Raw genomic sequence first — 14,073 nt, 5'->3', positions numbered from 1 at the left:
TAAATAACTATTGCTGCCAGATGCTATATCACCATGGCTAATAACAGGCAACCGACCAGGCCGCAGACCGAAATAATGGTTTCCAGCACTGACCATGACTTAAAGGTTTCTACAATGGTCAAGTTGAAGTACTCCTTGAACAACCAAAAGCCTGGGTCGTTGACGTGAGAGAAAATCACGCTACCGGAACCAACGGCAATAACCATTAATTCAGGGCTGGCACCCGTGGTGGCAATGAGCGGCGCTACAATACCGCCAGCCGTAATGGCCGCTACTGTCGCAGAACCTAGCGCAATACGCAGTACGGCTGCGATTGACCATGCCATCAGAATTGGTGATAAGCCGCTGCTATTCATCATATTGGCAATATAATGATCAACGCCACTGTCAACTAAAACCTGTTTGAAAGCACCGCCACCGCCGATAACCAACAACATCATCGCAATGATTTTAATGGAGTCAGTTACCGTATCCATCACCGCTTCCATTGAACGGCCACGGTTTAAGCCAAAGGTGAAAATTGCTATCAATACAGCGATTAAGGTGGCTATCACCGGATCACCGAAGAACTCTGCATAAGAGAGCACTGGGTGGCCTTTTGGCAAAATCATCTCTGCCACTGCCCGCAATGCCATCAAAATCACCGGAACCAGCGCTGTACAGACACTGACGCCAAAGCTTGGCATCTCTTCATCGGTGAAGGTTTTCGGGTTATACAATCCTTCTGGTACCGGTTTATCAATTCCTTTTAGGAAGCGCGCAAACACCGGGCCGGCCAGAATAACGGTCGGAATTGCCAGTAAAGTCCCGTACAGCAGCGTTTTACCCATATCCGCGTGGAAAATGGTCGCAATAGCCGTTGGGCCGGGGTGAGGAGGTAGAAAACCGTGGGTTACCGACAAGGCTGCGGCCATCGGCACACCGACATACAACAGTGGGATACGGGCTGACGCCGCGATACTAAACACCAGTGGCAGCAACAGTACAAAGCCCACTTCATAAAACAGCGCAAAACCGACAGTAAAACCAGTCAGCACGACCGCCCACTGAATGTGTTTTTTGCCAAATTTATCAATCAGCGTGGTCGCAATTCGTTGAGCGCCCCCACAATCAGCCAGTAATTTACCGAGCATGGCACCAAAGCCCATAATCAGCGCCAGACTGCCTAACGTTCCGCCAACCCCAGCTTTGATTGAGCCGACGACTTTATCGACTGGCATCCCTTGCATGATACCTACCGCCAGCGCGACCAGTATCAACGAGATAAATCCGTTCAGTTTGAAACGGATCATCAGTAACAGCAGCATGGCAACGCCAACCGCGACAATGACTAATGGCATAGTATTTCTCCAATAACTTTGGGTATTTCGTTTTTTGTTATGATTTGCGGTCAGCTTCTTTTTATCGTCAGTAGGGTCGGAAGATGGCCTTTGTGATAAAAATCACATCTTCATTTGTTACCGGTATCATGATACCGGTAACATGGTAAAATACGGAACCATAGAGAGCAGTAAAATTCCCATTCTGAGATAGAGATCAACATTATGGCAGGACATAGCATTATCGTGATGGGTGTATCGGGTAGCGGCAAAACCACGGTAGGAGAGGCTGTAGCCCGCCAAATCCATGCCAAATTTATTGATGGTGACGATCTGCATCCTCGTGCCAATATTCAGAAAATGGGCAGTGGGCATCCACTGAATGATGAAGATCGTATGCCGTGGCTGGAGCGTTTGAGTGATGCTGCCTACAGCCTGAATCATAAAAATGAAACCGGTATTATTGTCTGCTCAGCGCTGAAGCGCCGTTATCGTGATCGTCTGCGGGAAGGTAATCCGGGGATGGTGTTTATATATCTAAAAGGCAGTTTCGACGTCATCATGGAGCGATTAAAAGCCCGCTCCGGCCATTTTATGCCAACTGATCTGCTGAAAAGCCAGTTTGACGCGTTGGAAGAGCCAGGTTCAGATGAGCCAGATGTTCTCTGCGTCGATATTGATGCGGATATTGATAACGTGGTGCAGCGTTGTGTATTAGCACTGAAAAGTCGTAACTAAAGTGAGTTTATACCCAAGAGGGCGCGCCCCTCTTGGATTGCGCAACTGAGGCCAACCCTATTTGGTCAAATATGCCCGCACACCATCTAAAAACATCTGCGTAGATAGCATCACCAAAATTAACCCCATCAACCGTTCCAGCGCACTGACGCCTTTATTACCCAGCAGGCGCAGGAACAGATTCGACATCAGCAAAATCGCCGCAGACAACCCCCACGCAATCATCAACGCCAACACTAAATGGCTAATTTGATTAGGATATTGATGCGACAGTAGCATCAGCGTTGCCAGAATCGACGGACCCGCGACTAAGGGAATAGCCAGTGGTACTAAGAATGGCTCTTCCCCAGCCGATAACCCGGTAACGTTACTTTCTGGGGTGGGGAAAATCATCTTAATTGCGATTAAAAACAGAATAATACCACCCGATATCGACACCGTTTCAGTTCGCAGATTTAGGAACGCCAGAATCTTCTCGCCAGCGAATAGGAAAATCAGCATTAATATCAGCGCAATGAGCAATTCGCGAATCAATACGACTCGCCGCCGCTTAGGTTCCAGATGCTTGAGTACCGACATAAAAATCGGCAGATTTCCCAGTGGGTCCATAATCAAAAACAGCAGCACTGTTGCCGCAATCATCTCAGTCATTATTACCTCTAGGGACTGGCGTTTCCCGCCAATCAAAGCCACATATTAGGAAGATTGCTTTGAATCATTCTGGTATCGAATAAATTCACTTGCCACTTTGTCCATATTTTGTAAGGTGGTATCAGGTCTATCTTAGTCAGTCTGCCGTACCCTTACAGCGCGCAGTTATACAAGACAGGCATCCATTAATCGGTGTCACCTTCCAAGGCAGGACAGTAAACATGAAAAATGTTGGTTTTATCGGCTGGCGCGGTATGGTCGGCTCAGTACTCATGCAACGCATGATTGAAGAACGCGACTTTGACGGTATTCGCCCGGTCTTTTTCTCCACCTCGCAACATGGCCAGGCCGCGCCGACATTTACCGGCCAGCAAGGTACGTTGCAAGATGCTTATGATATTGATGCGCTGAGTGCATTGGATATTATCATCACCTGCCAAGGAGGAGATTATACCAACGAAGTTTATCCAAAGCTGCGAGAAATCGGCTGGAAAGGCTATTGGATCGACGCCGCTTCTTCTCTTCGTATGCAAGATGACGCAATTATTATTCTGGATCCGGTTAACCATAGTGTCATTCAACAGGGTTTAGATAAAGGTATCAAGACCTTTGCGGGGGGTAACTGTACCGTTAGCCTGATGCTGATGTCTTTGGGTGGTTTGTTTGCTAATAATTTGGTTGAGTGGGCATCAGTTGCCACTTATCAGGCAGCATCCGGTGGTGGCGCGCGCCATATGCGTGAGTTGCTGACTCAGATGGGTATGCTACATGCTGGCGTGGCTAAAGAGTTGCAAGACCCGGCCTCTGCCATTTTGGATATTGAACGTAAGGTCACTGCTGCAACCCGTAGTGGTACCTTGCCGACTGATAACTTTGGTGTACCGCTGGCAGGTAGCCTGATCCCGTGGATCGACAAACAACTGGATAATGGTCAGAGCCGCGAAGAGTGGAAAGGCCAGGCTGAAACTAACAAAATTCTGAACACCAGCAGCGTCATTCCAGTAGATGGTCTGTGCGTGCGCATCGGTGCGCTGCGTTGCCATAGCCAAGCCTTTACGCTGAAACTGAAAAAAGACGTGCCATTGCCAGAAATTGAGCAAATGTTGGCAACGCACAATGACTGGGTTCGTGTTATCCCGAACGACCGCGAGCTGAGCATGCGTGAACTGACTCCGGCTGCGGTAACCGGTACATTGAATACCCCGGTTGGCCGCCTGCGTAAATTGAATATGGGGCCGGAGTATCTCTCCGCCTTTACTGTAGGTGACCAGTTGCTATGGGGCGCGGCAGAGCCATTGCGCCGTATGCTGCGCATCTTGATGTGATTGGTTATTAAGAGTAATAACCATAAAGCCCTGATCTTATGGTCAGGGTTTTTTTATATGATTAACACGGCTTTTTTGTATCCCTCGATGTGTCAGCAACTACGTTGCACGCCACCCGATACGGGCTTCGCACTACAGCAATTGGCTGATATTCAGCTCTTCCATTAAACGATAGTTATCTGAATAATCCACTGGGATGGCAATGACTGCCGGGCCTAATACATCCATAGCTTGATGCAATTTATGGGATAATTCGTCAGCAGATTCTACGGCAAAACCTTTCGCACCAAAGGATTCGGCGTACATTTTGAAATCAATCGGGCCAAAGCTAACTCCCGATGGCCGATGGTATTTTTTCTGCTGCTGTATTTCCACCATGTTGTAACCGTTATCGACCCAAATAATATGCAGTAAATTGCTTTTCAGGCGCACCGCAGTTTCTAGCTCCATACTCGATTGCATAAAACCGCCGTCACCTGATACGGATACGACCTTTTGATGTGGGTTCACCAGTGCGGCGGCAATGGCCCATGGCAGTGCAACACCCATAGTCTGTTGACCGTTTGACATCAAAATTTGACGGGTGCGGAAGCTGTAAAGATAGCGGGCAATCCAGATGTGAAAGCTCCCCATATCGACACATAGGGTCACGTCACTATTAACAATATCCTGCATTGCCCGGACTAAACGCAGCGGATGAATAGCGAAACCACTCATATGGTCAGCCCGGAGGGCCAAGTCTCGTCGTTGGCGGCAGCGCTCTTCCAATACCGCCTGTGTTGCCAATGTTAATATTAACGGGCCATGTATCCGGGGGGCTAATGCATCTATGGTAGCGGCAATATCGCCCAATAACTCTTTTTCCGGTTGATAGGCTGCATCTATTTCGGCGGGTAAAATATCCAGATGTATCAGTGTTGCCTGGCCGTTGTTCCATAGCGCTGGGTCATATTCCACAGGGCTATAACCGATGGTGATAATCACATCGGCTTGTTGTAGTAACTTGTCGCCAGCCTGATTATTAAACAAGCCCACCCGCCCGGCAAAATGATCAAAGTGCGCCTGATCAACCACCCCTGCGGCTTGATAGGTGCTGGTGACCGGTATTTTGCTATGGTGAAGTAAACGCCGAATGGCTTGAGCGTTTGCCGGCTGACTGGCCATCAATCCAAGGAGCAAAATGGGATTTTTAGCGTTGTTAATCAACTTAGCCACGGCAGTAATCTCATCCAAGGGTGCACCGCCATTGTGTGGACATGGTTGATGAATCAATGCCTGGCTGGTCACAGGGTTGTTGAGGATATCTTGCGGCAGGCTAACAAAGGCCGCGCCCGGCCGACCAAATTCAGCGGTTCTAAAGGCATTACCCAGGACTTCTGACAGCGCCGCAGAGGCCGTCACCTCCGCACTAAACTTAGTTATCGGGCGAAAAATACTCACAGTATCCATACTCTGGTGAGTTATTTTCAGGCTATCGGCTCGTTTTACCGCGCCGCCCAGTGCCACCACTGGATCCCCTTCAGAGGTTGCTGTTGCCAGTCCGGTGACTAAGTTGGCGCAACCCGGCCCTGAGGTGACTAATGCAACGCCTGCTTTACCGGTTAGCCGGCCGATGGCCGCAGCCATGAAAGCCGCATTCGCTTCGTGGCGCACCACAATCGTTTGAATGCTGGAATCTTCCAGTGAATTAAATACTCGATCAATTTTAGCGCCGGGAATACCGAACACCTGCTTTACACCTTGCTGCTCTAAATGATTAACCACCAGATCAGCCCCGCACTGCCAAGCCTGAGTATGCGTTTCATTGGTCATGATGTGTTGTCCTCTATGGTTGATTTAGCCGCTATTAATTGATGTTTTACCGCCGGTTAACTTTCTACCGCGCGGATGGCGTTATTGAGATTTTGCGGGGAGAGATTGGCCTGGAGAAAATCAGCTTCCTGCGGCAGATCGATTACCAGTTTGGCCACGGTGCCGAAGGTCAGAACACCCTTTTCCAATTGGTAGTCGAGCACATGGCCACCGCCATTGCGGGTGTCAGTAATAAAATGCTCGTGGTAGCCAGCAACATTTATTCCTTGGGTATAGTCTGGGCTGCGAAAACCGATGATCACGCCATTTTGATGGGTGAAATCAAACGTCGGTTGCTCGGAGATGGCTTCAAGCATGGGTTTATAGGGGCGCTGTTGGCAGGGAACGGTGCGGGTTTCAACGTGGCTGAAGGTGCCATCAATACGCAGAGCACAAAACAGATTATCTGTTTTGGTAAGGTCATCAATCACATTATGGAGCTGCTTTCTGCTTATTTTATGTTCGAAACTGCGTTTTTCTGTCGGCTGAAAAAACGTCATTACTGCGAAAGGTGTCTTCTGTTCTGGTTGTGCTGAACGGGCGCTGCCATCGGATCGTAATTGATAAATTTTACTGTTTAGTGCGACTAATTCACCATCAAGATTGTTAAATGTTCCTAATCCAAAATCACCGTGTTTCAGTAGTTCTGCCATGGTGATTTGGCCTTCATAAACCCCACTAATTAGCGCGCTCATTAGTGATGTTTGATAAATAATGCACTCAGAATGCTTTTCTCTATAGGCAATAAAGCTTTTTACAATCTCTTGAGTACATGAACAATGCGATGTTATTGATTTAGTCATCTCTCTCTCCGTCTTACCTGTAACATAAATTATATTTATATTTACGTATAAGGTTGACGCTGAAAGAACATAAGTACCAATATAGGAATCCCACTTTTTTGATATCAATAATATATGGAACTACGTTATCTACGATATTTTGCTGCGGTTGCTTCAGCCCGCCATTTCACCCGGGCGGCTGAAAAGCTGGGTATCTCTCAGCCACCACTAAGTCAGCAAATTCAAAAGCTAGAGCGGGAGATCGGGACACCACTGCTACGTCGGCTCACGCGCGGTGTTGAACTGACTGATGCAGGGAAAGCGTTCTATGTGGATGCCTGTCATATATTGACGCTTACGGATGAAGCGATAGAGCGAGCTAAAAGTATCGCGCGCGGGGAGACGGGTAAGTTGCGGGTAGGTTTTGCCAGCTCGACAGCCTTCCAGCCCTTGGTATTGCGCCTACTCCACGCCTATCGGGATAAATATCCTGAGGTGATATTGTCACCCAGTGAAAAGACCATGCCGGTGTTAATGAATGATTTGCATAACGAACGCATTGATGTGGCTTTTATCCGTCAGCCATGTGATGCCAGTAATGAATTCACCTGTAAGGTGCTGGTGGAGGAAGATATGTTGCTGGTACTGCCCCATAACCATCAGTTGCATCGCTGCCCACAAATCAATCTGCAAGCGATACAGCATGAAAAGCTGATTACTTTCCCTCGCGAAGTGGCTCCCGGATTGTTTGATACCATTATCAGCGCTTGCTACCGTGCCGGATTTAAGCCGGAGCTGGGGCAACAATCCCCCCAGTTGGTGTCTGCCATAGGGATGGTGTCGGCAGGCTTTGGTTTTACTATCGTGCCTCGCTCACTGACAACTATTCAGACGAATAATGTTACTTATCATGAGATTGACGATAGTTTGCTAAAAACCAAGATTACACTGGCATGGCGGCGGCATGAGCGCTCTGCCGCGGTACTTAATATGGTGAGTATCATTGCCCGCACGGGTAAGTAATTAACCGTTGTTAACCCTCACTCGCGGTGATAAAGGGCAATTTAAGTGTAATGCGCGTGAATTTATCTGCCTCGCTTAGGGCGGTGACACCATATTCGTTGCCATAGCGGACTTTAATTCGCCGGTCTACCAGATTCATCCCCAGCCCATCGCCGTTTGGTTGCGGTTGATACAAACCAGCATTGTCTTCCACTTCCAGTATCAACGTATTGCCCTCGAGCTTACCGTGCAAGGTGATGCGCCCGTTATTGAACATCTGCGCTATGCCGTGTTTGATGGCATTTTCGACCACGGGTTGCAGGGAAAAAGCCGGTAAACGCGCTTCCATCAATTCATCAGGTAATGAGATCTCAACGGAGAGGCGGTCGGCAAAACGTGCCTTTTCTATTTCCAGATAAGCATTCACATGTTCAATTTCATCGCTCAGCGTGACCACATCATGGCTGCGCTTGAGGTTCTTACGGAAAAATGTCGACAAAGAAAGCACTAGCTTGCGGGCATGGTCTGGATTACGGCGGATTACTACTGACAGGGTATTCAGTGCGTTAAAGAGGAAGTGAGGATTTACTTGCGCGTGCAGTAGCTTGATTTCTGATTGTGCCAATAGCTGTTTCTGTTGTTCAAATTCACCCGCCAGAATCTGGGCGGACAGCAGGTGAGCAATACCTTCACCCAATGTGCGGTTGATACTGGAGAACAATTTACTTTTTGGTTCATACAGCTTGATGCTGCCAATCACCCGATGCTCTTCACCGCGTAGTGGGATAACTAACGTGGAACCCAGTTTGCAATTAGGTGAAATAGAGCAGGTATAAGGGACGGCATTGCCATCGGCATAAACCACCTGATTCAACTCAATCGCCCGGTGGGTATGGTCTGAGGTGATAGCACTCCCCACAAGGTGATGGTCGGCGCCAGTACCGATAAATGCCAGCAGCTTCTCGCGGTCGGTAATTGCCACCGCGCCAACGCCCAGTTCCTCATACAAGATACGCGCCACCCGCATACTGTTTTGTTGGTCAAAACCATGGCGTAGTTGCCCCTCCGCCCGTGCGGCAATTTGTAATGCTTTGGCTGAGAAGGCGGTGGTGTATTTTTCGAAAATAGCCCGCCGGTCCAATAAGATACGCATAAACATGGCAGCACCAATGGTATTGGTGATCATCATCGGCAGGGCAATGTTTCCGACCAACTCGACAGCTTCATGGAATGGGCGAGCAACGGCCAAAATAATTAACATTTGCAGGACTTCAGCGACCAGCGTAATGCCTGCAACCACCAGCGGCTGGAACAGCAAGTCAAGGCGGTTTTTACGTATCAAATAGCTGTGGAGGAAGCCACCCAATAGCCCTTCAGCGACGGTAGACAACATACAGGCGGTGGCGGTCATCCCACCCATGGAGTAACGGTGCAACCCACCCGTCAGCCCTACCAGAAAACCGACCGATGGCCCCCCCAAAACACCACCTAACACAGCGCCGATAGCACGGGTATTGGCGATGGAGTCCTCAATATGCAGACCAAAATAGGTGCCCATGATGCAAAACATGGAAAACGTGAGATAGCACACCAGTTTGTGGGGCAGCCGAATGGTAACCTGCATTAACGGAATAAACAGCGGTGTTTTACTTAACAGATAGGCGATCACCAGATACACACACATCTGTTGTAGCAGGGAGAAAATCAGTTCGGCTTGGCTTACGCCCATATTGATAACCACAAATGCTAATTCTTGCCGCTATTGTAACCACATTTAGCCGCAGAAAGTTTTAACCGTCACCCCTTTTAAGCAAAAAGGGCCTTATATGGGCAAACGTCAGCTCAGTTCCCTGTTTTGGGCATTTCTACTGGCCGATGTTATCCGCACTGTTTTTACGTCTTAACTTAGGGTTTTACGTCATTCACGCACGCCTTACGCCGTTTAAACACTGTTTTTTTTTGCTAATTCATATGAGAAAAAATTTCATTAATAGTAAGCCGATTTTTTTGGCGGCCTTTGACTATGCTTATAGTTTGGGTAAGAAAAATTAACTGACGAGCTTTTACTGTCAGAAAATGAGTATTAGGGCATTAAATCAACTAATTGGTTAATCATTGACCTTAGTCACTCTTTAAACGCTAAATGGATTGCATGATGAAAAGGTCGGTTCTGCTGTCAGAGTTCAGAATTCGGCTCAAAATCATGCCGTTAATCATAGGAAGAAATCATGCCAGTACTTCCCGATCGTCAGGTGATTAATCAGATTATTTCCGGCCATTATGCCGATCCCTTTTCCATTTTGGGTATGCACCAAACTGCGCAAGGGTTACAGATATGCGCTTTGCTGCCAGATGCAAAAGAAGTCTGGCTGGTCGAAACGGAAAGTGGGCGCAACATTGCTCAGTTGACCAGTGAAGACCCGCGCGGTTTTTTCATTGCGAAGCTTCCTCGTCGTAAAAGCCCGTTTCGTTATCAATTAGCGGTTACTTGGCAAGACAGTCCCCAAATCATCGAAGATCCTTATCGATTCGGGACGTTATTGCAGGATATTGACAGTTGGTTATTGGCCGAAGGCACCCATCTACGCCCTTATGAACGTCTGGGCGGGCATTTAATGAGCCTTGATGGAGTCGCGGGGGTCAGTTTTGCCGTTTGGGCACCTAATGCCAAACGAGTGTCTGTGGTGGGGGAGTTTAACTTTTGGGATGGTCGCCGCCACCCGATGCGGTTACGGCGCGAAAATGGTATTTGGGAGCTATTCCTGCCCGGTGTACAAGCCGGCCAGTTGTACAAATTTGAGATAATAGACAGTAATGATCAGGTGCGCTTAAAAGCGGACCCTTATGCATTTGAAGCTCAGATGCGGCCAGAAACTGCCTCGTTGGTCAGCCCGTTACCTGAAGTGGTACAAAATACGCCAGCAAGACAGAAAGCCAATGATTTGCGCTCACCGGTTTCTATCTATGAAGTCCATCTCGGTTCATGGCGCCGCCATACCGATAATAACTATTGGCTCAGTTATGGCGAGTTGGCTGAGCAATTGGTTGAATACGTTAAATACATGGGGTTTACCCATGTCGAGCTGCTGCCGATTAACGAACATCCATTTGATGGCAGCTGGGGTTATCAGCCGCTCGGGTTATATGCACCGACCCGCCGCTTTGGTACTCCGCAGGATTTCAAAGATTTTGTTGCCGCATTCCATACCGCGGGGATTAACGTCATCCTTGATTGGGTTCCCGGCCACTTCCCGAGTGATGAACACGGGCTCATGCAGTTTGATGGCACCTCGTTGTATGAATATGCCGATCCGCGCGAAGGCTATCACCAGGATTGGAATACCCTGATTTATAACTATGGTCGTAATGAGGTCCGTAATTATTTGGCTGGCAATGCGTTTTACTGGATGGAACGTTTTGGTATCGATGCATTGCGTATTGATGCCGTGGCTTCGATGATTTATCGCGATTATAGCCGTGCTGAAGGGCAGTGGGTGCCTAACTATTATGGCGGGCGTGAAAATCTGGAAGCGATTGCTTTCCTGCGTTACACCAATCACACCATCGGCGTTGAGCGCCCTGGCGGTGTGACGATGGCGGAGGAATCGACCGATTTTCCTGGCGTGACATTACCGCCCGATGCCGGTGGATTAGGGTTTAACTATAAATGGAATATGGGTTGGATGCATGACACGCTCAATTACATGCAGTGTGATCCGATTCATCGCAAGTACCACCATAATCTGATGACTTTCGGGATGTTGTACGCCTATACCGAGAACTTTATCTTGCCTATCTCCCACGATGAAGTGGTGCACGGTAAGCGCTCGGTGCTCGATCGTATGCCGGGGGATGCCTGGCAGAAATTCGCCAACCTGCGTGCCTATTACGCGTTTATGTGGGCGCATCCCGGTAAAAAACTGCTGTTTATGGGCTGCGAGTTTGCGCAGGGGCGCGAGTGGAATTTCGATACCAGCCTGGACTGGCATTTACTGGATGATGAAAATGGCTGGCACCGTGGCGTGCAGCGTTTTGTTCGTGACCTGAACCACTGCTATCAACAACATGCGCCACTCTATGAATTGGATTATCAGCCCGATGGCTTTGAATGGCTGGTGGTAGATGACCACGAAAACTCAGTGTTTGCTTTCTTGCGCCGTGATGCGAATGGTGGCGAACTGATTGCCATCAGTAATTTCACACCGGTGCCGCGTTATGACTACCGTGTGGGCATTCCGCAGGCAGGGCATTATCGGGAAGTACTTAATTCTGACTCTGAGTTTTACCGTGGCAGCAATCTGGGTAATCAGGGGGGGATCCATAGCCAGCATGTCGGTAGCCATAACCACGCGCACTCATTGTTGTTAACACTACCGCCACTGTCGACTATTTACCTGTTACGGGAGGGGTAGGATGACTGGCCTTACCCGTGGTTCCCCGACACCGATTGGTGCCCATTTTGATGGGGCTGGGATAAATTTCACGCTGTTTTCAGCCCATGCTGAACAGGTCGAACTGTGTCTGTTTGATGACAATAACCAAGAATTGAGGATTGCCTTGCCCGCCCGCAGTGGTGATATCTGGCATGGCTATCTGCCTGGAGGTAAACCGGGGCAGCGCTATGGTTATCGGGTCAGCGGGCCATTTGACCCACAACAAGGACATCGTTTTAACCCACATAAATTATTGATAGACCCCGGTGCCCATGCATTAGATCGCAAAGTGGCGGATGATCCAAGCTTGGAGGGGGGGGTTAATCAGCCCGATGAGCGCGACAGTGCTGCCGCCTTACCTAAGTGCATTGTGGTACATGAAGAATATGACTGGCAGGAGGATAAGTCACCGGCTATTCCTTGGGGCAATACCGTGATTTATGAAGCCCATGTACGCGGCTTAACCAAACTGCACCCTGATATTCCGGCTGATCTGCGTGGTAGCTATGCGGCGTTAGCTCATCCCGTCATGATTACCTATTTGCAAGACATGGGCATTACCACACTGGAGTTGTTACCGGTGCAATTCCACGTCGATGAACCTCGTTTACAGAAGATGGGACTGGGTAATTATTGGGGCTATAACGTGCTAGCGCCTTATGCCGTTGATCCTGACTATGCCTCGGGCCGTGACGGCATATCTCCGCTGCGAGAGCTGCGGGATGCGGTCAAAGCGTTACATAAAGCGGGTATCGAAGTGATTCTCGATGTGGTGTTCAATCACAGCGCCGAATTGGATATTTTTGGCCCAACCCTGTGCCAGCGCGGTATCGACAATGCTAGCTATTACTGGCTCACTCCTGACGGTGAATACGACAACATGACTGGCTGCGGCAATACGCTGCGGCTTAATCATCCTAATGTCATGCAGTGGGTTATCGACTGCCTGCATCATTGGCTCGATAGCTGCCATGTTGACGGCTTCCGCTTTGATCTGGGTACCGTTCTGGGCCGCACGCCGGCTTTTGACCAACATGCCCCTTTATTTACCGCGCTGGCTGCCGATGAGCGGCTGCGTGCCTGCAAAATGATTGCCGAGCCTTGGGATATTGGTCTGGGAGGCTATCAATTGGGTAACTTCCCTACCGGTTTTAGTGAATGGAATGACCAGTATCGTGATGCGATGCGCCGTTTCTGGTTAAGGGATGACTTACCGCTGGGACTATTTGCTCAGCACTTTGCCGCTTCAAGCAATCTTTTCCAACAGCGGGGGCGTTTGCCTTCCGCCAGTATCAATCAAATTACCGCCCATGATGGTTTTACTTTGCAGGATTTGCTGTGTTTTAACCAAAAGCACAATCAAATCAATGGTGAGGAAAACCGTGATGGCAGTGATAACAATCTTAGTAATAATTTTGGTAGCGAAGGGTTGGTGGCTGATGAGGCTATCTGGCAACGGCGTAAGTCTTGTCAGCGGGCATTGTTGGCCAGCTTATTACTCTCGCAGGGAACGCCAATGTTACTGGCCGGTGACGAGCATGGTCACAGCCAGCAAGGTAATAACAATGCATATTGTCAGAACAACATCCTCACCTGGCTCGACTGGGGCAGTGCGGATCGTTCATTAATGACATTTACCGCCGATCTTATCCGGTTACGCCAGCAAATTCCGGCCCTGATTAAGGACGCATGGTGGCAGGAGGGTGATGGCAATGTGCAATGGCTGGATAGTCAGGGGCAAGTGCTGAGTGATGCAGCTTGGGAACATGGCTGCCAGAAACAGCTGCAAATTCTGTTGTCTCAGCGCTGGCTGGTGGTGATTAACGCCACTGGTCAAGAATGTGAAATACAGTTACCTACGGGGGAATGGGAGGTTATCCCTCCTTTTGGGCCGTCAGATCAGATGGAATCATTCACCGTATGGAACGGAGCCGCGCATGACATTTGCGTGCTCGTACTGAAATCTTAAGGA

10 protein-coding genes are annotated in these 14,073 nt (G+C 49.0%); 5 read left to right on the top strand and 5 right to left on the bottom strand.

Annotated features, from left to right (window positions below; translation table 11 throughout):
* Positions 1-23: 23 nt before the first annotated feature.
* A complete protein-coding gene (locus A6J66_015840) occupies positions 24-1,340 on the bottom strand; it encodes a gluconate transporter (protein ID PNM25515.1) in 1,317 nt (438 codons plus the stop codon).
* Positions 1,341-1,544: 204 nt separating this feature from the next.
* On the opposite strand from A6J66_015840, the gene idnK reads away from it, so the two are divergent.
* Entirely contained in the window at positions 1,545-2,057 is a 513-nt protein-coding gene (gene idnK / locus A6J66_015835) for a gluconokinase (GenBank protein PNM25514.1), read from the top strand.
* 57 nt (positions 2,058-2,114) lie between these two features.
* Here idnK and A6J66_015830 read toward each other — a convergent pair whose 3' ends face one another.
* Complete coding sequence (locus A6J66_015830; protein PNM27041.1) at positions 2,115-2,699, bottom strand: antibiotic transporter; 585 nt, start codon at positions 2,697-2,699, stop codon at positions 2,115-2,117.
* A gap of 230 nt (positions 2,700-2,929) precedes the next feature.
* Between A6J66_015830 and asd the strand changes: the two genes are divergently transcribed.
* On the top strand, positions 2,930-4,033 hold the full coding sequence (gene asd / locus A6J66_015825) for an aspartate-semialdehyde dehydrogenase (GenBank protein ID PNM25513.1): 1,104 nt from the start codon (positions 2,930-2,932) through the stop codon (positions 4,031-4,033).
* A 132-nt stretch (positions 4,034-4,165) separates the two neighbouring features.
* Here the strand turns inward: asd and A6J66_015820 are convergent, their stop codons facing one another.
* Together A6J66_015820 and budA are read right to left on the bottom strand one after the other, a co-directional pair.
* Positions 4,166-5,845, bottom strand: coding sequence for an acetolactate synthase AlsS (locus A6J66_015820; protein PNM25512.1), 1,680 nt, complete (start codon positions 5,843-5,845; stop codon positions 4,166-4,168).
* A 56-nt stretch (positions 5,846-5,901) separates the two neighbouring features.
* Positions 5,902-6,687 carry an acetolactate decarboxylase gene (budA, locus tag A6J66_015815; protein ID PNM25511.1) on the bottom strand — a complete coding sequence of 262 codons (786 nt, stop codon included), beginning with the start codon at positions 6,685-6,687 and terminating at the stop codon, positions 5,902-5,904.
* Between the two features lie 114 nt (positions 6,688-6,801).
* On the opposite strand from budA, the gene A6J66_015810 reads away from it, so the two are divergent.
* Positions 6,802-7,689 (top strand): transcriptional regulator, encoded by an 888-nt coding sequence (locus A6J66_015810; GenBank protein PNM25510.1) that lies wholly within the window; start codon positions 6,802-6,804, stop codon positions 7,687-7,689.
* A 10-nt stretch (positions 7,690-7,699) separates the two neighbouring features.
* On the opposite strand, the gene A6J66_015805 is transcribed toward A6J66_015810, so the two are convergent.
* A complete protein-coding gene (locus tag A6J66_015805; protein PNM27040.1) occupies positions 7,700-9,397 on the bottom strand; it encodes a sensor histidine kinase in 1,698 nt (565 codons plus the stop codon).
* Positions 9,398-9,896: 499 nt separating this feature from the next.
* Between A6J66_015805 and A6J66_015800 the strand changes: the two genes are divergently transcribed.
* Complete coding sequence (locus tag A6J66_015800; protein PNM25509.1) at positions 9,897-12,080, top strand: 1,4-alpha-glucan branching enzyme; 2,184 nt, start codon at positions 9,897-9,899, stop codon at positions 12,078-12,080.
* 1 nt (position 12,081) lies between these two features.
* On the top strand, positions 12,082-14,070 hold the full coding sequence (locus A6J66_015795) for a glycogen debranching enzyme (protein ID PNM25508.1): 1,989 nt from the start codon (positions 12,082-12,084) through the stop codon (positions 14,068-14,070).
* Positions 14,071-14,073 lie beyond the last annotated feature (3 nt).

Origin of the sequence: Yersinia enterocolitica (assembly GCA_002082245.2) — a bacterium.
Lineage (GTDB): Bacteria > Pseudomonadota > Gammaproteobacteria > Enterobacterales > Enterobacteriaceae > Yersinia > Yersinia enterocolitica_E.
The sequence above is the reverse complement of the archived record's forward strand: the minus strand, read 5'-3'. Positions and strand labels throughout refer to the sequence as shown.